Origin of the sequence: Syntrophobotulus glycolicus DSM 8271 (assembly GCF_000190635.1) — a bacterium.
GTDB classification, from domain to species: Bacteria; Bacillota; Desulfitobacteriia; order Desulfitobacteriales; family Syntrophobotulaceae; genus Syntrophobotulus; species Syntrophobotulus glycolicus.
In genome coordinates this window covers 3,298,254-3,320,875 of the sequence record NC_015172.1, presented here as the reverse complement: position 1 = coordinate 3,320,875, position 22,622 = coordinate 3,298,254, and the positions used below count along the sequence as shown (strand labels likewise).

General features: G+C 44.8%; 26 protein-coding genes. 25 read left to right on the top strand and 1 reads right to left on the bottom strand.

Annotated elements, in window-relative coordinates:
- The first annotated feature begins 45 nt into the window (after positions 1 to 45).
- From SGLY_RS16420 to SGLY_RS16325, 20 genes are all read left to right on the top strand, one after another.
- Positions 46 to 1,305: a serine hydroxymethyltransferase gene (locus SGLY_RS16420; RefSeq protein WP_013626271.1), complete on the top strand. Its 1,260-nt coding sequence runs from the start codon at positions 46 to 48 to the stop codon at positions 1,303 to 1,305.
- 28 nt (positions 1,306 to 1,333) lie between these two features.
- Positions 1,334 to 1,756 (top strand): hemerythrin domain-containing protein, encoded by a 423-nt coding sequence (locus tag SGLY_RS16415; RefSeq protein ID WP_013626270.1) that lies wholly within the window; start codon positions 1,334 to 1,336, stop codon positions 1,754 to 1,756.
- A gap of 130 nt (positions 1,757 to 1,886) precedes the next feature.
- Complete coding sequence (locus tag SGLY_RS16410; protein ID WP_013626269.1) at positions 1,887 to 2,333, top strand: deoxycytidylate deaminase; 447 nt, start codon at positions 1,887 to 1,889, stop codon at positions 2,331 to 2,333.
- A 76-nt stretch (positions 2,334 to 2,409) separates the two neighbouring features.
- Positions 2,410 to 3,546 carry a non-hydrolyzing UDP-N-acetylglucosamine 2-epimerase gene (gene wecB, locus SGLY_RS16405; RefSeq protein WP_041445524.1) on the top strand — a complete coding sequence of 379 codons (1,137 nt, stop codon included), beginning with the start codon at positions 2,410 to 2,412 and terminating at the stop codon, positions 3,544 to 3,546.
- 172 nt (positions 3,547 to 3,718) lie between these two features.
- Complete coding sequence (locus SGLY_RS16400) at positions 3,719 to 3,955, top strand: AtpZ/AtpI family protein (RefSeq protein ID WP_013626267.1); 237 nt, start codon at positions 3,719 to 3,721, stop codon at positions 3,953 to 3,955.
- On the top strand, positions 3,945 to 4,298 hold the full coding sequence (locus SGLY_RS18690) for an ATP synthase subunit I (protein ID WP_013626266.1): 354 nt from the start codon (positions 3,945 to 3,947) through the stop codon (positions 4,296 to 4,298). Before SGLY_RS16400 ends, SGLY_RS18690 begins: the two co-directional genes overlap by 11 nt.
- A 7-nt stretch (positions 4,299 to 4,305) precedes the next feature.
- The gene (gene atpB, locus SGLY_RS16390; RefSeq protein ID WP_013626265.1) at positions 4,306 to 5,046 is read left to right on the top strand and encodes a F0F1 ATP synthase subunit A; all 741 of its coding nucleotides are present in this window, start codon (positions 4,306 to 4,308) and stop codon (positions 5,044 to 5,046) included.
- 85 nt (positions 5,047 to 5,131) lie between these two features.
- On the top strand, positions 5,132 to 5,362 hold the full coding sequence (atpE, locus tag SGLY_RS16385; RefSeq protein ID WP_013626264.1) for a F0F1 ATP synthase subunit C: 231 nt from the start codon (positions 5,132 to 5,134) through the stop codon (positions 5,360 to 5,362).
- Between the two features lie 58 nt (positions 5,363 to 5,420).
- Positions 5,421 to 5,978 (top strand): F0F1 ATP synthase subunit B, encoded by a 558-nt coding sequence (gene atpF / locus SGLY_RS16380; protein WP_013626263.1) that lies wholly within the window; start codon positions 5,421 to 5,423, stop codon positions 5,976 to 5,978.
- Positions 5,972 to 6,541 (top strand): F0F1 ATP synthase subunit delta, encoded by a 570-nt coding sequence (locus tag SGLY_RS16375; protein ID WP_013626262.1) that lies wholly within the window; start codon positions 5,972 to 5,974, stop codon positions 6,539 to 6,541. The genes atpF and SGLY_RS16375 overlap by 7 nt, the downstream gene beginning before the upstream one ends.
- 4 nt (positions 6,542 to 6,545) lie before the next feature.
- On the top strand, positions 6,546 to 8,054 hold the full coding sequence (atpA, locus tag SGLY_RS16370) for a F0F1 ATP synthase subunit alpha (protein ID WP_013626261.1): 1,509 nt from the start codon (positions 6,546 to 6,548) through the stop codon (positions 8,052 to 8,054).
- A 19-nt stretch (positions 8,055 to 8,073) separates the two neighbouring features.
- A complete protein-coding gene (gene atpG, locus SGLY_RS16365) occupies positions 8,074 to 8,922 on the top strand; it encodes an ATP synthase F1 subunit gamma (RefSeq protein ID WP_013626260.1) in 849 nt (282 codons plus the stop codon).
- Positions 8,923 to 8,961: 39 nt separating this feature from the next.
- Positions 8,962 to 10,365 carry a F0F1 ATP synthase subunit beta gene (atpD, locus tag SGLY_RS16360; protein WP_013626259.1) on the top strand — a complete coding sequence of 468 codons (1,404 nt, stop codon included), beginning with the start codon at positions 8,962 to 8,964 and terminating at the stop codon, positions 10,363 to 10,365.
- Between the two features lie 3 nt (positions 10,366 to 10,368).
- Complete coding sequence (locus SGLY_RS16355; protein ID WP_013626258.1) at positions 10,369 to 10,779, top strand: F0F1 ATP synthase subunit epsilon; 411 nt, start codon at positions 10,369 to 10,371, stop codon at positions 10,777 to 10,779.
- A 193-nt stretch (positions 10,780 to 10,972) separates the two neighbouring features.
- A complete protein-coding gene (locus SGLY_RS16350; protein WP_013626257.1) occupies positions 10,973 to 11,647 on the top strand; it encodes a hypothetical protein in 675 nt (224 codons plus the stop codon).
- Between the two features lie 51 nt (positions 11,648 to 11,698).
- Positions 11,699 to 12,949, top strand: a complete 1,251-nt coding sequence (gene murA, locus SGLY_RS16345; RefSeq protein WP_041445520.1) for a UDP-N-acetylglucosamine 1-carboxyvinyltransferase — start codon at positions 11,699 to 11,701, stop codon at positions 12,947 to 12,949.
- Positions 12,950 to 13,043: 94 nt separating this feature from the next.
- Positions 13,044 to 13,997: a stage II sporulation protein D gene (gene spoIID, locus SGLY_RS16340; RefSeq protein ID WP_013626255.1), complete on the top strand. Its 954-nt coding sequence runs from the start codon at positions 13,044 to 13,046 to the stop codon at positions 13,995 to 13,997.
- Positions 13,998 to 14,182: 185 nt separating this feature from the next.
- Positions 14,183 to 14,443, top strand: coding sequence for a sporulation transcriptional regulator SpoIIID (gene spoIIID, locus SGLY_RS16335; RefSeq protein ID WP_013626254.1), 261 nt, complete (start codon positions 14,183 to 14,185; stop codon positions 14,441 to 14,443).
- Between the two features lie 212 nt (positions 14,444 to 14,655).
- Positions 14,656 to 15,648 carry a rod shape-determining protein gene (gene mreB, locus SGLY_RS16330; RefSeq protein WP_041444868.1) on the top strand — a complete coding sequence of 331 codons (993 nt, stop codon included), beginning with the start codon at positions 14,656 to 14,658 and terminating at the stop codon, positions 15,646 to 15,648.
- A 27-nt stretch (positions 15,649 to 15,675) separates the two neighbouring features.
- Positions 15,676 to 16,413, top strand: coding sequence for a WecB/TagA/CpsF family glycosyltransferase (locus SGLY_RS16325; RefSeq protein WP_013626252.1), 738 nt, complete (start codon positions 15,676 to 15,678; stop codon positions 16,411 to 16,413).
- Positions 16,414 to 16,416: 3 nt separating this feature from the next.
- Here SGLY_RS16325 and SGLY_RS16320 read toward each other — a convergent pair whose 3' ends face one another.
- Positions 16,417 to 17,544 carry a glycosyltransferase gene (locus SGLY_RS16320; RefSeq protein ID WP_013626251.1) on the bottom strand — a complete coding sequence of 376 codons (1,128 nt, stop codon included), beginning with the start codon at positions 17,542 to 17,544 and terminating at the stop codon, positions 16,417 to 16,419.
- Between the two features lie 102 nt (positions 17,545 to 17,646).
- Between SGLY_RS16320 and SGLY_RS16315 the strand changes: the two genes are divergently transcribed.
- The 5 genes from SGLY_RS16315 to hpf all read left to right on the top strand — a co-directional run bounded on the left by SGLY_RS16315 (position 17,647) and on the right by hpf (position 22,479).
- Positions 17,647 to 18,891 carry an O-antigen ligase family protein gene (locus SGLY_RS16315; protein ID WP_013626250.1) on the top strand — a complete coding sequence of 415 codons (1,245 nt, stop codon included), beginning with the start codon at positions 17,647 to 17,649 and terminating at the stop codon, positions 18,889 to 18,891.
- Between the two features lie 19 nt (positions 18,892 to 18,910).
- Positions 18,911 to 19,213 carry a hypothetical protein gene (locus SGLY_RS18200; protein ID WP_013626249.1) on the top strand — a complete coding sequence of 101 codons (303 nt, stop codon included), beginning with the start codon at positions 18,911 to 18,913 and terminating at the stop codon, positions 19,211 to 19,213.
- On the top strand, positions 19,161 to 20,897 hold the full coding sequence (locus tag SGLY_RS16305; protein WP_013626248.1) for an ATP-dependent helicase ComFA: 1,737 nt from the start codon (positions 19,161 to 19,163) through the stop codon (positions 20,895 to 20,897). Before SGLY_RS18200 ends, SGLY_RS16305 begins: the two co-directional genes overlap by 53 nt.
- The gene (locus SGLY_RS16300; protein WP_169312035.1) at positions 20,894 to 21,637 is read left to right on the top strand and encodes a ComF family protein; all 744 of its coding nucleotides are present in this window, start codon (positions 20,894 to 20,896) and stop codon (positions 21,635 to 21,637) included. The genes SGLY_RS16305 and SGLY_RS16300 overlap by 4 nt, the downstream gene beginning before the upstream one ends.
- 296 nt (positions 21,638 to 21,933) lie before the next feature.
- Positions 21,934 to 22,479: a ribosome hibernation-promoting factor, HPF/YfiA family gene (gene hpf / locus SGLY_RS16295; protein WP_013626246.1), complete on the top strand. Its 546-nt coding sequence runs from the start codon at positions 21,934 to 21,936 to the stop codon at positions 22,477 to 22,479.
- Positions 22,480 to 22,622: the final 143 nt, after the last annotated feature.

Below are 22,622 nucleotides of genomic sequence, written 5' to 3'. Positions count from 1 at the left end.
AAGAAAATTAAAATTGAATCATAATGAAGGAGAGGAACGATTCATATGGACTATATTTTGAAGTATATCGCGCCTGAGGATCCTGAAGTAGCTGAAGCTATTGAATTGGAGCAGGGCCGGCAGGAAAATAAAATTGAGTTGATTGCCTCGGAGAACTTTGTCAGCAGGGCCGTTATGGCGGCTCAGGGCTCGGTTTTGACAAATAAGTATGCTGAAGGTTATCCCGGCAAACGGTATTATGGCGGCTGCGAATATGTTGACATTGTCGAAAACCTGGCCAGAGACCGGGTGAAAAAGCTTTTTGGCGCTGAACACGCGAATGTTCAGCCTCACTCCGGCGCACAGGCAAATACTGCTGTCTATTTCGCCATGATTAAGCCCGGAGATACCGTCATGGGGATGAACCTTTCTCATGGCGGACACCTGACCCATGGCAGCCCGGTCAATCTATCGGGAGCGTATTTCAATTTTGTTGAGTATGGAGTGGAAAAAGACTCTGAAGTGGTGGATTATGACAAACTGCGTGCGATTGCCCTGGAATGCAAACCCAAAATGCTGGTTGGCGGAGCAAGCGCTTATCCCAGAGTCATCGATTTTGCCGTAATGCGGGAAATCGCGGATGAGGTAGGGGCATACCTGATGATTGACATGGCCCACATTGCCGGGCTAGTCGCGACCGGTCTGCATCCCAGCCCGGTTCCGCATGCCCACTTTGTGACATCGACAACGCATAAGACCCTCCGCGGTCCGCGCGGCGGACTTATTCTTTGCAAGGAAGAATTTGCCCAGAAAATTGATAAATCAATTTTTCCTGGGATTCAAGGCGGTCCGCTGATGCATGTGATAGCGGCCAAAGCGGTTGCTTTTGGTGAAGCACTGAAGCCGGAATTCAAAGAGTATCAACAGCGGATCATCAACAATGCCCAGGCTCTGGCTAAGGGATTTATCGCCAGAGGGTTCCGTTTGGTTTCCGGTGGTACGGATAATCATTTGGTTCTGCTTGATGTTCGCAGCAAAAATGTGACAGGTAAGGTTGCGGAAAGGGTTCTTGATGATGTGGGGATCACAGTAAATAAGAATACCATTCCGTTTGATCCGGAAAGCCCCTTTGTGACCAGTGGAGTTCGAATCGGCGCGCCTGCCGTAACGGCCAGGGGAATGAAAGAACCGGAAATGGAGAAAATAACTGAAGCGATTAACTTGGCCATTACCGCCGGTTCTGATGAAAGCAAGCTGGAGCAGGCTAAAGCGATTGTCGCTGATTTATGTCAGAAATTTCCCCTCTATTTGGCATCGGATAAATAGCTGCAAAGTTGGTTAGGAGGCGATTCATATGTATCAAATCGAGACCAAAAAACAACATGATGAAATGAGAGTAGCATTAAGGGAGCTTCTGGAGGATGTCTATAATGAAGAGGAAGTGCTGAAAAACCATCTTTGGATAGCCTTGAAAATAGGGACGATCAGTAATATTATTCAGACCCATTTGCAATATGAAGATGAGTATTTGTATCCTTTTCTCATGGAGCATGATGATGAAAACGTCCGGGAGATTGCAGAGTTGTATATGCGGGAAATGAGCCATGTCAAAAGGCATTTTGACAATTATAAACACAAATATATCTCTGATCCCAAAGCAATCAAAAATGAACCGGGTATTTTTATCGAAGACACGAACAGGATTATCGGTGAAATCCTCAATAGGGTGGAACTTGAAGAGAATAGACTTTTTCCTCTGCTTATTGACGAGAAATAAAAAGATGACAAAACAAACGATCCCGTTTTAAGAGGGATCGTTTGTTTTTGTCATCCCGCAATAGTCCGGTTCAATATAAATTTTGATATAATAAACCTGTTGATAGATTTATGGGATGAGGAGGAAAATGATGGGTAACCCAAGACCTTCCTGGGATGAGTATTTTTTAGAGCTTGCCGGGCTGATCTCCAGAAGATCGACCTGTCTGCGGCGAAACTATGGTGCTGTGATCGTGAAGGACAATATCATTGTCAGTACCGGGTATAATGGAGCGGCGCGCGGAGAGGATAATTGCATTGACATCAAAAAATGCACCAGGGAGGAAAGAAATATCCCTCCGGGAGAAAGATATGAGCTTTGTGTAGCAGTGCACGCTGAACAAAACGCGATTATTGCCGGTGATCCTGTTAAAATGCAGAATGGGACCATCTATGTGGCAGGGTATCACGGTAATGGCGAACCGGCACCAAGTGAGCCCTGTCTGCTATGCCGCCGGATGATTAAGAACGCCATGATTAAGAGAGTTGTCTTTCTGGATGAAAATGGAATGAAGAGGAATATTCGCTTTGAAAGTTAAACTGCGTACCGCTGCGTTATGCTATAATGTGTAAAAGAATGAAAGGGATTAGCTGGAGGGAGCCGGTGATTTGCATATGACACAGGATAAGATTCGAAAATATAAGGTCATGATTGTATTTGGCACCAGACCGGAAGCCATTAAAATGGCTCCGGTAGTCAAGGTTTTTCAAGAAATACCGGAGGTAGAGTGCAAGGTTGCGGTTACAGCCCAGCATAGGGAAATGCTGGACCAGGTTTTGGCCCTGTTCCAGATCATTCCGGATTATGATCTGGATTTAATGAAGCATGGGCAGACTCTGGCGGACATTACATCCAAGGTTTTAACCGGCATGTCGGAAATTTTTGTCCAAGACCGGCCGGATATCGTTCTGGTCCAGGGAGATACGACAACGACTTTTGCAACAGCTTTAGCGGCTTTTTACCAGAAGATTAAAGTAGGGCATATTGAAGCAGGTTTAAGAACAGGGGATAAATATTCGCCCTGGCCGGAGGAGATTAACCGGAAGCTAACCGGAGTCCTGACAGATTTGCATTTTGCCCCTACGGAGGTTTCCAAAAACAACCTTTTGCATGAAGGGGTATTATCGTCTACAATCTATGTAACAGGGAATACAGTGATTGATGCCCTATTGGCAACTGTTAAGGAAGATTTTATTTTTGAGAGTTCTGAGCTTCAGACTGTCCTTGAAAAGGAACGGGATAAGCGCCTGATTTTGATGACCACACATCGCAGGGAGAACTGGGGCGAGCCTATGCGGCAAATCTATCAGGCATTGAAGACAGTTTTGGAAGAATTTGAAGATGTCTATGTTGTTTTTCCCATGCATAAGAATCCAATGGTCCGACAAGTCGTTAATGAGGTTTTAGGGGAACAGGAAAGGGTCTATCTGATCGAGCCGATGGACTATGAGCCCTTTGTTAATCTTCAGGCCAAAGCATACCTTATCCTGTCGGATTCCGGAGGGATTCAGGAAGAGGCCCCCTCTTTGGGCAAACCTGTTCTGGTCGTGCGGGACACCACAGAAAGGCCGGAGGCAGTCTCGGCCGGCACGGTTGAGCTGGTGGGGACAAATTATGACAGCGTTTTACAAGGGCTGAGAACTCTGTTGTCGGATATGCAGAGATACAACAGGATGTCTGCTGCGGTAAATCCTTTCGGAGACGGATATGCCAGTCAAAAAATTGCTGAAATAGTACTAAATAACAAATAAAATGTATAAGAGAAAACCCTTAAGTAAATAATTAATCGTAAATGAAAGAAATGACTTGATTTATATGCAGAAATGTTAGAAAATTATTGTTAATTGAGTATTCAGGAAGATTGGAATAGTTTAAAAAGATAAGGGAAACATGCGTAAAGCGATGAAGAATCGGGGAGCTTAGATGGCCAAAAATCCTAAAATGGGAAAAGTGGTTAAGTTTATGGCTATAGGATCATCTATTTCCGGAGCATTAGCCGGGACAACTGCAGCAGGATATTTTGTAGGCCAGTACCTCGATACACTATTTGGAAGCACCTACATATTCACTTTAATTTTAATGCTGCTAGGTGTGGGACTTGGGTTAGCCTACATGATTTACACACTTCAAAGATTGGGAAAATCCAACGATGAGTCGTAGAATCGCGGTAATACTTTCTTCTATAGTTACTTCGGGGGTTTGCTTTGGGATATTATTCACAAAGTACGATCCCCTTATAGGTTTTCTGATCGGTTTTCTGACAGGTATGCTTAATGTTCAAATGCTTTTCCGTTTCACACGCAAAGTAATGGACAAGACAATGGAATCAGCTTTGCGGGCATATATGATAAACTTGTTCTCACGGTTGGGATTTGTTTCAATGGTTGTTGCTGTCGTAGCAAGGTTTCGTCAGGATTGGCTTCTTATGTTGGCCGGGGGGATTGCAGTGGGTGTAATTATACCCCTTGTATTGTCAATAAAGAATAAGAATGAAAGGGGGTGAGCAATGAATGGAGCATATTCTCCTTTGGCATCTGGGAAACGGGACATTTAGAGCAAAAACATTAATGATGACTTGGATAGCCATGGCTATTTTGCTGATCTTTGTGTTTTTAGCCGTGCGAAATTTGACAAGTGGCAAACCAGGCAAACTTCAGAACATTCTGGAATGGGTGATTGACTTAGTAAAAGGGCTTGTAGCCGAAAACATGGACTATAAAAAGGGTGCACCAATGCTCAGTTACCTGGTAACTCTGATCATGTTTATTTTTTTCTCGAATATGCTGGGCCTAATTCCTAATTTCTTTCAACCCATTTTTAAGCATGTAGAGTTCGCTGGTCTCAACGAAATATTCGGACACGCTACTTTGGCATCTCCGACTGCGGATATCAACACAACAATGGCTCTGGCCCTGCTGACAATCATTATCGTTATTTCACTGGGCATCAAGCATAAAGGGGTTCATTATTTTCATCATTTTATTGAACCTTTCCCGGTTTTCCTGCCGATTCACTTCATTGATTTGCTGTCTAAACCGATGACCATGGCTTTCCGTCTATTTGGTAATATCTTTGCAGGTGAAGTACTGATCAGCGTCATTTTGATGCTGCCTGGCAAATCGGTATTCGGTGGAATTCTCCCGATGCCTATTTGGCTTGGATTCAGCATCTTTATTGGGGCGATCCAGTCATTTGTATTTACAGTACTGACAATTGCTTATATTGCTCAAGCTGTAAGTACGGATCATTAAATTGAATAGTGTTCAAACTAAGACATGAAAATTTTTTAAAAAAGTTTAAAACAAAAGATTTTTAATTCTAAGGAGGATTATTCACATGGATGTAAGTGCTGCTGCTATGATAGGTGCAGGTCTTGCTGCTGGTTTTGCGGCTCTGGGAGCTTCTTTGGGTAATGGTAACGTTATTTCCAGGGCAATTGAAGGCACGGCTCGTCAGCCGGAAGCTAAAGGTTCATTGCAAGGTATGATGTTTATCGGTGTTGGTTTGATCGAAGCGCTTCCTCTTTTGACATGGGTTATCGCACTTCTCATGCTGTTTACAAAATAAAATCGTTGATCCTGGTTAAATCTTCGAACAATAGTTGAAGAGAGGAGGGGAGGATCGATTGAACCCCTTAGGCATAATTTTTGCACATGTGGTTGCGTCAGAAGCTGCCAGTGGTGAAGGTGGAGCTCTTATCGGCTTTGACTATACACTGCCAGCCCAAATGCTTTCGTTCCTGATTCTTGTCTATATTCTGGCTAAATTTGCTTGGAGACCCCTGATGGATATGATGGAAAAACGCCGTCAGTTTATTGAGGATAATCTCTCTCGTGCCGAAAATGAGAGAAAAGAAGCCGAGAAAATCAAGAAAGAATATCAGGAAGAAATGCGCAAAGCCAGACAGGAAGCACAGGAGATCATTAATAAAGCGACGAAGATTAGTGAAGAACGTGCAAGTGAGATTCTGGCAGAAGCCCGCATAGATTCTGAAAAGACGAAGCAGGCCGCTCTGGCCGATATTCAACGGGAACGTGACAACGCTGTCTTGGAAGTGAAAGCTCAAGTGGCCGATATGTCTGTAGCCGTTGCCGAAAAGATTCTTCGGGCAAAACTTAATCTGGAAGGTCAGGAAACACTCATAGACCAATTTATTCAAGAGGTAGGGAATAAGCCATGTTAAATGGAGCATTAGCTCGCAGATATGCGCAAGCCCTCTTTGAAATCGCGGTCGAGATGTCAGTCCTTGACCGGATTGATACTGAGTTGCGTGATATTGCGGAAATCATTGATCAGAACGGCGAGATAGGAAATGTACTGAATCACCCCAATATTTCCCTGCAAAATAAAAAAGAGCTTTTGGAAAACTTATTTAAGGGAATGGGGGAGATTACCAGGAGTTTTCTCTATCTGCTCGTTGACCGCAGAAGGCAGAACCTGGTTGTATATATTCAAAAAGAGTTTACGCGTTTGGCCGACGAAAAACGTCAGGTAGTCGAAGCGAAGATTACCAGTGCTGCCCCTCTGACACCGGATCAGGAGAATAAACTGAAAGACATCATTGTCCAATCAACAGGTATGCAAGTCAGGTTGTTGACTGATGTTGACCCAGGGTTGATCGGAGGAGCCAGGCTTCAAATTAGTGACCGTGTGATGGACGGCTCAATTGCCGCAGCGCTTATGCGCATGCGTGAAGAGTTGAGGAAATCATCGTATAAACCTCAGCAGGAAGTAGGGGTGAGCTAAAAGGATGAACTTGCGTCCGGAAGAAATCAGTTCAATCATTAAACAACAGATAGAACGCTATGAAAACGCCCTCGAAGTTGTTGATGTCGGTACGGTTATCCAGGTTGGTGACGGTATTGCACGTATTTACGGCCTGAAAAAAGCGATGTCAGGCGAGCTTCTTGAGTTTCCTGGCGGCATCTACGGTATGGCGATGAACTTGGAAGAAGATAATATCGGATGTGTTATCTTGGGGCCATACGAAACCATTAAAGAAGGAGACCAAGTCAAACGCACGGGCAGAATTATGGAAGTTCCCGTTGGCGATGCTTTGATTGGTCGTGTAGTAAATGTACTTGGTCAGCCGCTTGACGGCAAAGGTGAAATCGCTGCATCCGGTTATAGACCGATTGAATCCAATGCTCCCGGTGTTGTCGACAGAAAATCGGTACATGAACCGCTGCAGACAGGGTTGAAATCAATTGACTCCATGGTACCAATCGGCCGCGGACAACGCGAGTTGATCATTGGTGACCGTCAAACCGGTAAAACGGCAGTGGCTGTTGATACCATCATCAACCAAAAAGGCCAGGACTGTATTTGTATTTATGTAGCGATTGGCCAGAAACAGTCAACCGTTGCGAGTGTTGTGAAGAAACTGGAAGAGCATGGTGCTATGGAATATTCCTTAGTTGTCGTTGCTACGGCATCAGAACCGGCGCCGATGCTTTACATTGCACCATACTCCGGATGTGCTATGGGAGAATACTTCCGCGATAATGGCAAGCATGTTTTGATCATCTATGACGACCTGACCAAACAGGCTGTTGCCTATCGGGAACTTTCTCTGCTTTTGAAAAGACCTCCCGGTCGTGAAGCTTATCCCGGAGACGTATTCTATTTGCATTCCCGTTTGCTGGAACGTGCCGCTAAATTGTCTCCAGAAAAAGGCAGCGGGTCTATGACGGCTCTGCCCATCATTGAGACACAGGCCGGAGACGTATCGGCATATATCCCGACCAACGTGATTTCCATTACAGATGGTCAGATCTTCTTGGAATCAGACCTGTTCAATTCCGGTTTCCGTCCGGCGATCAACGTTGGTATTTCCGTATCCAGGGTTGGTGGTTCCGCACAGATTAAAGCGATGAAACAGGTTGCAGGACAGCTTCGTCTTGACCTGGCGTCTTACCGTGAATTGGCTGCCTTTGCCCAGTTCGGATCTGACTTGGATAAAGCGACTCAGGCCCGTCTGACTCGCGGTCAAAAAACCATGGAAATTTTGAAACAAGGGCAGTATACGCCAATGGCGGTTGAAGAGCAGGTGCTTGTTATTTTTGCGGCTACCCGTGGTTTTATTGATGATGTGCCTTTGGAAAGAATGAAAGAATTTGAAACAGAATACCTCCGCTTCATGCGCGATCAGAAATCATCTATACCGGAAAAAATCCGTATCGAAAAGGCTCTTTCCAATGAACTGATTAAAGAGATTGAAGAAGCGATCAAACAGTTCAAACAAGGCTTTTTGGCCTAAGAAAGAGTAGGTGAATGAAGTGGCAGGAATACGCGATATTCGCAGACGAATTCGCAGCGTAGCGAATATGCAGCAGATTACCAAAGCCATGAAAATGGTTGCTGCGGCAAAGTTGCGCAAGTCTCAGGAAAAAGTAGTCGCTTCCCGCCCATACTCCAAGCAGATTCAGGATGTCTTGTCCCGTTTGGTTCAAGTCCAGACTGATGTCAGTCATCCGCTTTTGGAAAAACGTCCGGTCAAAAAAGTAGGCTATATTCTGGTGACATCCGACAGAGGTCTTTGCGGAGGATTCAACGCAAACCTCATAAGACTGACGCGGAGTTTACTCGAAGAAAACAAGGGCGTAAATGTTGGGCTGGTAGCGGTAGGCCGCAAAGGCAATGATTATTTCGGCAAAGGCAGAGCCGAAGTAATCAGAAGTATTACCGGACTGGGTGATAATCCGGATTATGGTGTTGCTAGACAGGTTGCCCAGGAAGTTATTAAACTGTATACTTCCGGTGAACTGGATGAGGTTTACCTTGTTTATTCAAAGTTTATTTCAGTCCTGACTCAAGAGCCAAGCTTGCAGAAGCTCCTGCCTATTGAGTCCTCCGGCGAAAAGCCGGCAGGGTTGTATACCTTTGAACCTGAACCTCAGCAAATGCTGGAGAGACTGTTGCCAAAGTATATTGAATCCCAGCTTTTTAGTGCTTTGCTGGAAAGCAAAGCGGGGGAAATGGGAGCGAAGATGACTGCAATGGATTCGGCTACTGAGAATGCCAAGGATATGATTGCTAAATTAACACTGGCTATGAACAGAGCCCGCCAGGCAGCGATTACCAAGGAAATCTCGGAGATTGTCGGAGGAGCTGCGGCGCTGGAGTAGTTGCCGGATAATAACCTTAACGAAGGAGGTTGCTAGCTTGTGTCTAATATAGGTAAAGTCGTTCAAGTTATGGGTCCGGTAGTTGACATTGAGTTTGCTCCCGATGCTCTGCCAGAGATCTATAGCGCAATCACGATTAAAAGTGAAGAAAAGAAAATGGATTTGACACTGGAAGTAGCCCAGCATCTCGGTAATGATACCGTGCGCTGTGTTGCGATGTCTTCGACTGACGGTTTGACAAGAGAAATGGAAGCAGTTAATACAGGTGCGCCAATCTCAGTTTCCGTTGGCCCGGAGACATTAGGAAGAATGGTTAATGTTTTAGGGAAAGCGATTGATAATCTACCGGAAATTGATTCCGGAAAGAAATATCCTATTCATCGTAAAGCACCTAAGTATGTAGATCAGATGACCACAGATACGATCCTGGAAACAGGAATTAAAGTTGTTGACTTACTTGCTCCCTATGCCAAAGGTGGTAAGATCGGACTGTTTGGTGGTGCTGGAGTTGGTAAGACGGTTCTAATTCAGGAATTGATCAATAATATTGCTACCCAGCATGGTGGTCTTTCCGTGTTCGCTGGTGTAGGGGAACGTACTCGTGAAGGAAACGATCTTTGGAATGAAATGAAAGAATCCGGAGTTATCAGCAAGATGGCGATGGTGTTCGGTCAGATGAATGAACCGCCCGGCGCCCGTCTCCGTGTAGCACTGTCCGGACTGACTATGGCCGAGTATTTCCGTGATGATCAAGGTCAGGACGTACTGCTCTTTATTGATAACATTTTCCGGTTTACCCAGGCCGGTTCAGAAGTGTCCGCACTCTTGGGCCGTATGCCTTCAGCCGTTGGTTATCAGCCGACACTGGCTACGGAAATGGGTAACTTGCAAGAACGTATCACATCAACGAAGAAGGGTTCAATCACTTCCGTTCAGGCCATCTATGTGCCGGCCGATGACTTGACTGACCCCGCTCCGGCGACTGCGTTCGCGCATCTGGATGCAACCACGGTTCTTAGTCGTGCTATTACAGAAATTGGTATCTATCCTGCTGTCGACCCCTTGGATTCCACATCTCAGCTTCTGACTCCTAATATTGTGGGAGCTGAGCATTATGAAGTAGCCCGCGGGGTGCAAATAATTTTGCAGCGTTATAAGGAATTGCAGGATATTATCGCTATTCTTGGTATGGACGAGCTTTCTGAAGACGATAAGTTATTGGTACAAAGAGCCCGCCGTATTCAGATATTCCTTTCACAGCCGTTCTCAGTTGCTGAAACATTCACCGGTATGAAAGGAAAGTATGTTCCACTTAAAGAGACAATTCGCAGCTTTAAGGAAATTCTGGACGGAAAACACGACGATCTGCCGGAAGAAGCATTCCGATTTGTCGGTGTTATTGAAGAGGCTGTAGAGAAGGCTAAACAGATGGGAGTTGTATAATCCATGGCTGGATCATTCACTCTTAATGTCGTATCACCTAATGGTGCAATTTTTAATGATGAAGTGGAATTCCTGGTGGTTCCCGGAGAGGACGGGGAACTCGGGATTCTGCCTAACCACTCTCCATTGATGGCGACTCTTAATATTGGAGTAATCCGGATTACCCAAAACGGCAAGGTCAATAGAATGGCTTTGAGCGGCGGCTTTATGGAAGTAGGCGGCAATAAGGTTACCCTTTTAGCCGAATCAGCCGAACTGGCGGATACCATTGATATTGTCAGGGCTAAAGCGGCTAAAGAAAGAGCCGAACAGCGTCTGGCGTCAAAAAGCGCAGAGATTGATATGGTTCGGGCGGAACTTGCTTTGCTCAGAGCGGTAGCCCGTTTGAAAGCTGCCGAAATCACCAAGCATTGAGTAAAAAAAATAATATGATTGTCATCAATCCTGATCAAAAAGAAACTGTTTCCTCGCGATAATGCCGAGAAACAGTTTCTTTATTTTAGAATTCATTCAGAAATTTATTAATGGCATTGAAGGATAAATCAGAAAGATATGTTTCAGCCTCTTTTTCTTTGGTCAGAATAGTAGTGAAAAAGAGGTGTGAAAGATGAGAATAAAATGGCAGCGAGCTAAACATTACCAGAAAAATAAGCAATATGTTGCTGTGATTGGTATAATACTAAGTATATTGGCTTTACTCTTATTAAAAGGATCAGTCATAAAGGCCGGTGACGATGAATTCACGGCCGGAGGCAAGTCTTATTTGTTAGGCTCCGGCCTTACTGATTGTCAAGAGGCGGCAGTAAGGTATATACTATGGACGGAAGATGATGACCAAGCCCATTTGATCGAAGATAAGCTCACGGCCGGGGGAATTCAATGGCTGCGTGAGGATCTGCAAAATGCGTATGGCGACAAAGCAGTTAAATTTACAATATCAACAGTTGTTGACAGACAGCAGGAACCGGAAATAGATAAAATGATGGCGTATTTGCACAGAAATTTCGATAAAAAAAAGGTAAAAGTTTTTTTTGAGGAAAGAATTAATTCCAGTATTGATCTTGAGCAATATTTTGAATTAAATGAGGTTAGGGTTGATCAATCCGGACAAGAGGGAAAGATTATGGTCCTGACCGGATGGAGCGCCCATGCTCCCGTGTTTCCCCAAGAAGGTGCCAAATTTAATATCGAAGTCCTGAGTACGGTTCAGTCTTTAGCTGCAGATCAAAATACGCAAAGTAAAACAATATTGGCAATGCCCGCTCTGATTGAAGAGTTTTAGAATTAGTCCATGGAGTAAATCGGGAGAATGAATTGGGGAGTTGACAGGAATTTGAGCAAATTCAGAATTATTGGCGGCAAGGAACTTGAAGGAAAAATTGATGTAAGCGGAGCCAAGAATGCGGTATTACCAATTATTGCGGCCTGCCTGCTGACAAAAGATAAAGTGGTTTTGGAAGAAGTCCCTGATTTGCTTGATGTTCAAGTGATGTGCCAGGTAATTGAAGCCTTGGGGGGAAAAATTAAACGCAATGGAGAGAAATTGACCGTCAGTATAAAAGATGTGGGAAGTGTTGAAGCACCGTTTGATCTGATCTCCAAAATGAGGGCCTCAATTTTTATTATGGGGCCGATGCTGGCCCGTAAAGGCAGAGTCAGAATATCTCACCCGGGGGGATGTGCCATTGGTTCACGTCCGATAAATTGGCATATTAAAGGCCTGGAAGCTATGGGAGCTGAGATTCGCATGGATCACGGCTTTCTTGATGTTTCAGCACCGAGATTAAAAGGAACCCGGATTTATTTTGACTTCCCCAGTGTCGGGGCTACAGAAAATATTATGATGGCTGCCGTTTGCGCGGAAGGAACGACAATTATAGAGAATGCGGCTCAGGAGCCGGAGATTGTAGATCTGGCTACATTTATTAATCAGATGGGCGGAAAAATACGCGGAGCGGGGACGAATATTATTAAAATTGAGGGAGTTAAAGAATTTCACGGGACGACTCATACCGTCATACCGGACCGCATAGAAGCAGGAACATATATTCTGATGGCAGCCGCCTGCGGAGGAGAAGTTTTGGTGCGCAATGTCATACCGGCCCATTTGAAACCGCTTTTAGCCAAATTAGACGAGGCCGGAGTAATCTATCGGGAAGAAGATGAAGGAATCAGGGTAATTGGTAAAGGCTGCTTTAACGCGGTAGATATAAAAACACAGGTTCACCCGGGGTTCCCAACGGACCTCCAAGCACCCTTCCTCGCTATGCTGACCAGAGCAAAAGGAACTTCTGTTGTCACAGAAACCGTGTTTGAAAACAGGTATATGCATGTGGATGAATTAAAGAGAATGGGAGCAGATATCAAGATTGAAGGCCGGAGCGCCATCATTCAGGGAGTAGAAACCCTCAATGCCGCGACAGTAGTAGCCAGCGATCTTCGGGCAGGTGCCTCATTGGTTTTAGCGGCATTGACATCCGGTGGAGTATCCGAAATCAGAGATATCTATCACATCGACCGGGGGTATGAGAACCTCGAAGATAAACTAAAAAATATCGGAGCGGAGATTGAACGGATAGACTGACCGCAAGCATTTTAGCCAAATAATCATCATATAGAATCCATCTCGTGCATACAAATGAAGTATCATTGATGCTTGTACCGCACGGGAGGAAAAAGTGAGAATAAGAAGATACATCCGGATAAAAAAGGGTCTGCCTATTTTTTTGCTTGCAGGGACTTTATGTGTACTGATTTCTTTTTTTATTGCAGCTATCCTGAATCAGATTGAAAAGAACCAAAATGACACAGTTCGGGTTCTGATGCCGGATGGAAAAATGAAGAAGATGGAATTGGAGGATTATCTGGTTGGAGTATTGGCCGCAGAAATGCCGGCGGAATTTGAGCCTGAAGCTCTGAAAGCGCAGGCTGTAGCGGCAAGAACATATGTGCTGAAGAGAAAAGAAGACAGCAAGGATCTCGCGGATTATGATGTTGATACGACAGAAAAAACTCAAGCCTGGTGTTCTAACAGGGAAATGTCCGATAAATGGGGATTTTTTAAATATTGGCAATATAAAGAGAAGCTCTCTCGTGCGGTACAGGCAACAAAAGGGAAAGTAATCACTTACAGGGGAAAAAAAATAGAGGCATTATTCTTTAGCAGCTGCGGACGCAAGCCTACGGAATTTTCCCAGGAAGTCTGGGGCAATAAAGTGAATTACTTAGTCAGTGTTTCTTCCGAAGAGAGCAATTCGGCACGATCTGCGGCCAAGCAGGATTATGATATTCCAACCTTCTATCAGCTTTTGGGAATCAAGGACTCTGCGGGCAGTTTCAGTAAAACTGATATTGTTGTGATGCAAAAAACGGGTTCAGGCAGGATAAAACAATTAACGGTTAAGGGCAAACGATTTGAAAGCAAGGATTTCCGCTCCAAATTGAAATTGAATTCCACGGACTTTGAATGGACAGTGAGTCAGAATAAAATCATCTTTACTGTTTACGGTAAAGGACATGGAGTTGGAATGTCCCAGTATGGCGCAAATGATATGGCTAAAGCAGGGAGAAACTTCGAGGAGATCCTCAAGCATTATTACACAGGAACCGAAATCAGCCAGGTGGAAAAATAGCTTTATGAACAGCTTAGATAAAGGAAAGAACGGTCTGGTTTAATTCATAAAGTGAAGATAGAAATGAGGTAAGCGGAAGCAGGCAGCAATTACCAAATAAGGACATCCTTTATTGGATGTCTTTTTTGATTGCTCATGCATATAAATGAACTATACATTGGGTATAAGGCAAAGGGGAGAGGGATGTGCAGGAACATATAAAGAAAAGGGCCCTGGATATTGGCACTTATATTATGGAATCCAGCTCAACCGTTAGAAGAACAGCAGAAATATTTGGGGTATCAAAAAGCACGGTACATAAAGATGTGACAGAAAGATTGCCGCAAATCAATAAACAATTATCCGCTGAAGTTAAAAATATACTTGACAGCAACAAAGCAGAGAGGCATATCAGGGGAGGAGAAGCAACAAAAAGAAAATATAAACACTCCAGTGAAGAAGATTAAAGAGTTTAAGGCAAAAGGGGAAGGGTCTGTTAAACAGGCGCTTCCTTTTTCTTATATAAAAACAAAACAATATGCGATATTATAGACAAAAACCGTCAGATTTTTTGGAAAAATAAAGGAAAATAACGAATAATAAAGAATAAGTAAAGTCATGAGAATCATTCAAATGGATGCGTTCTCTGTTTGGATGTATGAGAAAGGGGTATCACTTTATGTTCGGGATGGATCTGGGAATTGACTTAGGAACGGCAACTATTCTCGTTTATGTACGGGGAAAAGGAGTTGTATTAAACGAGCCTTCAGTTGTAGCGATAGATAAAAATACAGGCCGGAAAATTGCTGTTGGTGAAGAGGCAAGAAAAATGCTGGGGAGAACACCGGGAAATATTATTGCGATCAGGCCAATGCGTGACGGGGTTATCGCAGATTATGAAACAACCGAAATGATGTTAAAATATCTTCTGAAAAAAGCGGGAATTAAAATCATTCCCTTTGTGAAGAATAGGGTTGTTGTGTGTATTCCTTCCGGGGTCACTGAAGTCGAGGAAAGAGCGGTTAAACAGGCGGCATTTAAAGCCGGAGCGGGCAAAGTCAAGGTTGTAGAAGAACCATATGCTGCGGCCCTGGGGGCCGGATTGGATATCTATGGTCCGGAAGGAAACATGGTGGTCGATATCGGCGGGGGGACCACGGATGTAGCTGTACTGAGTTTGGGCGGCATAGTGGTTAAGAAAAGTATCAGAGTTGGCGGGGATAAGCTTGATGAAGCGATTATCCGCTACATCAGAAAAGAACATAACTTAATGATTGGGGAGCGGACGGCGGAGAACATCAAGATCAAGGTCGGATCTGCGGTACCCGAAGGGAAAGAAGAAGAGGAAGCTGCCGTAGAGGTAAAAGGGAGAGACCTGGTGACCGGCCTACCCAAAACAGTGGTGGTCCATTCTAAAGATACCTACCAGGCAATGGAAGAAGGGATCGAAGCAATCGTATCGGCTGTTAAGGATGTACTGGAAAGGACGCCGCCGGAGCTCTCAGCGGATATATTAAACAAAGGGATCGTCATGACCGGCGGAGGTTCGATGATCAATGGGCTGGATAGCAGAATATCCAGAGAGACCGGCCTGGCGGTAACCTTGGCGGATGATCCGATTTCGTGTGTAGCTCTCGGTACGGGAAAAGTACTGAAAACATCCTTTAGATAAAGACAATTGCTGATGTGGAGTGTTGACATGGATGAAGTGAATATTTTGGGCGTACGGATCGATGGATTCCGGATGTCTGAAGTTCTGACACTTGTTTGTCAGACGATAAAGTCGAAGAAACATCTCCGGATTGTCACGGCCAATCCGGAGATTCTTTTCAGGGCGGAAAAGAATGAAGAGCTTAGAAATATTGTGAATGGTGCCGACCTCATTCTGGCGGACGGGGTCGGAATCATCTGGGCGGCAAAAGTCCTGGAAGGGGTCAGGCTGGAAAGGCTGACCGGGATAGACCTGGCCACAGAGATCATGGCTGCAGCGGATGTGGAGGGACGAAAAGTATTTTTGTTAGGGTCAAAACCCGGTGTAGCGGAGGAGGCAGCATCATTTCTCAGCAAGAAGTATGAAAAAGTTCAGTTTATGACTCATCATGGTTACTTCGGGAAGGATGAGGAAGAAGAGATCATAGGCAGGATCAGAAATTTTTCTCCGGATATTTTGTTGGTTGGACTAGGTGCGCCCAAACAGGAGCAATGGATCTACAATCATCCTGATTTAGCATATGTAAGTATGGGAGTAGGCGGCAGCTTCGATGTTCTTTCGGGACAAGTGAAAAGAGCTCCGTTATGGGTTCGCAGGCTTGGTCTGGAATGGTTGTATCGATTGGTTTCAGAGCCTTCCCGATTCAAGAGGCAGAGCATTTTACCGGTATTTGTCTTTGCCATTTTAAGACAAAAGGTAAAAAAAAATAGACCTCGCCAAAGATAGGCTTCAAACTTTGAGAACCTCCGCATAAAAAGCCAGGGTCTTTTCTGCCATCCGGTCGAGCGAAAACAAAGAAGCTTTTTTCAGAGCATTTTGGGCAAGGCTGTTCGCAAGACTGGGATTGCCTAACAGTGTCCGGCAGGCAGAAGCAAGCTCTTGAGGACTGCCCGGCGGGACTAAAAGGGCGTCCGTATGATCAACAAGCAGTTCCGGTATGCCGCCGGCACGCGAAGCGACAATAGGAATGCCGGCCTGAATGGTTTCGAGAAGGACAAGGCCCATCCCTTCGCGGATAGAAGGCAGGACAAACAAATCCATGGCAGGGAGAGCCTCCCAGGCATTAGGCAGATAGCCGGGCATGGTATAGTTAAGAGTTGAGGTTTCCAATAAGCCTTTGAAATCATTAAATAATAGTCCGTCTCCAATAAGTAAAAAATGAAGATCAGGAAATTCTCCCTGGAGATGTTCCAAAGCACGAAAAAGATTAATCTGTCCCTTAGCCGGGTGTAAACGACCGATAGTGCCGATGACCAAGGCCTCCGGGGGTATTTTCCATCTTTCCCGGAACCTTTGGCGCAGCTCTGCCTTATTTCCAAAATCCAAGGCAGGATAACCGTTGAAAATGACGGTTCGGGGTATTTTTTTGCTCTGTCTTTTTGACAATAAGGCCGAAAGAGAATGATGAAGGGACTCGGATATGGTAATTAACCCCGCAGATAGGGGCAAGGTGAGTTTTTCAGTATATAGAGCGATTTTCCCTTTCCAAGGTGAAGGATAATCGTCCTGCCAGAGACTATGAACAGTTGAAATGCAAGGAATGGCCAAAAATTTTGCCGCTAAACGGCCGAGAAAATCTGCCCGGACTCCGTGGGCATGAATCAGATCAATCTTTTGTTTCCGGCAATAAGAAATCATACGAGGCAGAGGCAAAATGTCCAAAGGGAATCTCATCGGGAAAAGAGTAACCGGGATATCCCGCTTTTCCGCCTGCAAAGCAAAGGGCGAGTTCTGACACAAACAGCCGAGACTAAAGTTTGCCTGATTCTTGGCAGTACTCAGCATTAAATTAAGCAGATGAATTTCGGCACCGCCAATTTCGCCGCCGCCGATTAGCTGTAAGATACGATAGCTCATAAAAATAATCCCCCGCTGACCACTCAAGGCATAAACTTTCCTGTTTTATGATAAATATGATAGAGAAAACTTCGTGGACTTGCAAGCCCTGGAGGGATACTCTTGAAAATTAAGGACGAAAATGGAGTAATCATTTTTTTTTATATCGCTCTTGTTTGTCATGGCATGTATTTTCAGCGGGAATGGATAGTGCTGGGGGGCCTTTTCACTGCTTGGGCATTTTTTAGCCGGACCGTTCAGTTTGAGGAAATGTCCGGAAATCAATATTATCGGTGGATCATTATTATTGTTTTGGGGATGGCCGGGCTTTCCCTGGCAGGACTAGCTCAGTCTGTCATCAAAAGTGAGGGATGGCTGGAAGGACTAAGATGGTTGTTGTTCTTATTCGTATTTTATTTCAGCTATAGAGCAGGGCTGGATATTCGGGCAAGAAAAAAAATGATCGGCAAATTGCTTGCGGCAGGGATAATCGTGGCGGCAGCCGGATGGCTTCCGGGACTGGATAAAATCTGGATACCATCCTCAGGACCAGAGAAAGACCGGCTTTGTTCTTTTTGGGGCTACCCCAATGCGGCAGGCATTTTTTTCGCGGTAATGCTTTGTTTAACGGAGTCCGGGGAAGGAAAGACCACATATCGGGGAATTAATCTTAAGAAATGTCTTCAGCTTCTATTTGCAGTTTCCATTGCCGCCACAGGCTCCAGGGGAAGTTTACTCATATTTTTATTCGTCTTTATTTTGTTTCAGGGAAGACAAACCCTAGCTAAAGCCCCAGGCAGGTTAAAGCTGCCAGAAGTTCAGAAGGCAGACCTCATCCCTTTTATTGCAGCAGCCTTTCTGATCTGGCAGAATTGGTCCCTATTTCTCAGAGCCGGCGGCCATTTCCTGGCATGGCCGGGAGCAAGTATCGGGGAGCGATTATTATATTACAGGGATGGGCTGGAAATTGCCTGGCTGGGGCATTTACTTCCGCAAGCCGGAGGATGGTCCCTTTATCCGTTAGTCCAGCAGTCGGAATACTTGAGTACAGATCCCCATTCGGCATTGATCAAGGTTCTGGTCAATCAGGGGATCCCGGGAGTTTTGCTGCTTTTCGGGCTGAGTATCATTATTGGCAGACAGTATTTTCAGGCGATGAGCAGCGGGGAAAGAGAAAGGCTGGCCCTGACAGGAGCTTTAAGCTGTTTGGCTCTGCATTGCATGGTTGATATAGATATGGCCTTTGGAGCACTCGGGATATTGTTCTGGATTCTTTTAGGCTTAAACACCGGATCATACACGGTACCTGTGGACAGCATCCAAACATATACTAATACGAAGAAAAATAAGATCCGGGATGGTGTTTGAGATGCAGAGGATATCGTTGATGTTGATGGTTAGTTCTATTTTTATCTTTTGGCTGACAAGTTTAAAGATAGAAGATTTATTTGCAGAAGCATTGAAAGGAATTAATTGTAAGAATGGAGAAATAAACTTATTTAATGAAGACAGAGCGAACAAATCCTCCATTTATTTCTGGAATTGGGGGCAAGAGTACTACATACCCAAAAGAAACGGTTTGTTTCCCGGGGAAAAAATTTGGATCAATGGCCTTGGTGACCCCAGGGAGGAGCAAGATGCTATTTTATGCAATCGTAAAACAGCAAAAAGAAATAAGTTTCTCACTTGATCCTGTAGTGGATGACCTCTTATCTGAGGAAATCATTGCGATGGGTCCGGCTCTGCCCTTAAGCTGCTGGCAGGATATTTTCCCGGCCAATATGGAAAATGGTCAATGGTTACAGGCAAAGGACCATTTTCGCAAAAAGATCAGCCAAAGGCTGAAAAAAACCGGTATTCCTCAGGAATTTGTCCAGCTTGATCTGAGGAAGGCTTTTCCTCCCCAAAAATGGCTTGCTCATCAGGCAATACTTGATCATCAGGCATTGGCAAGGTCATTTGCGGATAAAATCAGAAACAGGCAGTTATTTGAAGGCCAAATGAAGAGCTTAGCCGCCGATATGGGGCTAACAGTTTCTGAAATCATTGTACTGGCCCAACAGGCGGTTCATCTGGGTCTGGCAGAATGGGTCGCGGCTATTTCCAGAAAAGGAGGTCAATGGAGATGTACGCGCTGCGGGGAAACAGATTTGGAAAGCTGGCCGGGTATTTATGGAATAAGCAGGACGTGTCCCCATTGTCTGGCACTGGGGGCCCTTTCGAGCCAACAGGCTGTACTGAGATGGACATCCATGGACACCTCCGGTTCCGGGAAGAAGGAGATGACCGGGAAAAAACAGACCATTCCAGGAGCCATACTGCCTTTTCAGTTAACCCGAGCGCAGGAAAAGGCTGTTCAGGAACTCCGGCTAATAGACAAAAACATGAAAACGGGCCAAGTCAAGGAAGCCTTGGTATGGGCCGCCTGCGGGGCAGGAAAAACAGAAGTTGTTTTTGAGGTCATTGCTCAGGCTTTGGCTGAAGGAGAAAGAGTGCTTTATGCCACCCCGCGCAGGGATGTTGTACACGATACGGCTCAAAGAAGCCAACAGGCTTTCCCGGAACAGGATACCCAGATTTTAAGCGGGGATTTACCCCGAAGCTTCCGGCAGGCCGGTTTGGTCACGGCGACCACTCATCAGGTTTATCATTATTACCAGGCATTTGATCTGGTGATTCTTGATGAAATGGATGCTTTCCCGTATTATGGGAACAAAGCTTTGGAGTACGGGATTCGGCAGGCAATGAAGCCGGGAGCCAGAATAATCAATCTAACGGCTACACCTTCACCGGAAATACGTAAAAAGGTTCAATCCGGACAGGTCTTTTTGGTCAGACTTCCGGCAAGACATCACCGGAAGCCTTTACCAGTGCCGGTTTTGTTAAAATCAAAGGGGTTAAGTATGAGGACCGGGAGCATAGAAGAACAGGTCAGGCTGGAATTAAGCAGGCTGCGGGCAAACGGGCCGGTGCTTGTTTTCGTGCCTGTTATCGATCTTGTTCCGAAAATCATTAATCAGCTGCAAGTCTCTTTTAAAGGATCCAAAGTGGGGGGAAGCTGGAGCTCAGATCCCGACAGACAGCAGAAAACTCAGATATTCCTGAAGGGAGAGTATGATTTCTTTGTCTCGACATCAATACTGGAACGGGGGGTCACCTTAAATGGATTGCAGGTTATGGTTTTATTTGCCGATCATCCTGTTTTTGATGAAAGATCCCTGGTGCAAATGGCGGGGAGAGCCGGCAGGACTTTAGAAAGGCCGGAGGGCAAAGTGATATTTAGCGGCCTAACCCTGACAAAAGCGATGAAAGAAGCGGTTGAATGGATCGAAGAACAGAATGAAATTGCCCGCAGAGAAGGGCTGGTGGATTGATGCTCAATTATGGCAGGGATTTATGGGAAACAATAAAAAAGAACAGCAGCGATTTGTTTTTTCAGAAGACAAAGGAGTGTGTGCTATGCGGGCAGGGCAAAGGGCCTGTCTGTATTTCTTGCATGGACAATGATCTCCGGCCCCAAGCACCCCGGTGTAAGCAGTGCGGGAGGTTTATTCAAGAAGAAAATTTCCTTTGCCAGGATTGTATTCAGGGCGGAGGTCCGATCTATCTGGCGGGGATAACCGCTTTGGGATATTATCAGGGAAGGTGGAAAGAATATATTCATCAATTTAAATTTTATAGTCAGCCTTACTTACTGGTTCCCCTGGAAAAAGCAGTCATAAATTGGGCGGTAAGAAAATTGCCGCCACCTGACCTGCTGATTCCAGTGCCGATGTCGGAAAAAAGAATTTCGGAGAGAGGCTTTAATCAGGCCGAAGTATTGGCCTCCTTATTGGCACGGGCGTTATTGATCAGGCAAGAGGACGGACTGCAACGAATTCGTGAGACTACCCCCCAAGTTTCGTTAGGCAGACAGGAAAGGCTAAAAAATTTAAAGGGAGCATTTCAACTTCGTCCAAATTTCAATGTGGCTGCAAAAGTTATTTGGCTGGCAGACGATGTAACAACCACAGGCACAACATTTAATGAATGTGCTAAAGTATTGATGGAAGCGGGAGCTGAAAAGGTATACGGATTCTGTCTTGCCGCGGGCGGAGCAGGACCGGAAGAATAATTGCGAAGAATGTCGATTAAAGTTAGGACTATCGAACTAACAGGACTCAGCTCATAAAAAAAAAATTGGGATAGGCACAGAATTATCCACACGGAAGAATCTAATTTTAACGAAAGAACCTTTGTTATCCACATTATCCACAGCCTATTGTGTATAAGTGTCGAAGAATTATATTCTCGGTTGCAGAAAATACACTAAAAATAGAATCCTGGAATAAAGGGATTAGGGGAAGCAGGAATTTTGGCGTTGAAGATGGAATATTTAAAATATATATCGGATTGAAAGGGGCTGAACTTATGAATGTGATAATAAGGGGAAAGCAATTTAAAGTAACAGACGCACTCAAAGACTATGTGATAAAGAGAGTCAGCAAACTTGAGAAATTTTCCGATGATTTTACTGATGTCAATGTAACGCTTTCAGTTCAGAAGGAACGTCAGAGAATAGAGGTAACCGCCCCCTTGAATGGGATGATGATCAGGGGAGAGGAAGAGACCGACAATATGTATTCCTCTATTGATTTAGTCGTTGAAAAACTCGAACGTCAAATAGAGAAATACCGGCAGCGGATCAATAAAAAACGCAGCAAGGTGCTTAAGGAACAAAACCGGCAGGAAAAAGACCCTGATCTTGAAGAAAGAGACAGAATCGTACGGGTGAAGAAGTTTAATTATAAGCCCATGGCTGTGGAAGAAGCTGTTATGCAGATGAATTTAATCGGTCATAATTTCTTTGTTTTTGTAAATTTGGAGACAGAAACCATGAACGTTGTTTACCGCCGGAAAGACGGTGACTACGGACTGCTGGAGCCCGACCGGATGGATCTCAGTAAATTTGATTAACCGAATTTAATTCAATAACAGGGAAAAAACTGATTTAGAGGCCGTTTTCTTCGGGAAACGGTCTTTTTAATTTTGGCAATTATTTCAATAAAATGTCTTTGGCACCTATTGGAACATTGAACCTTTCTGCATCCGGTGATAAA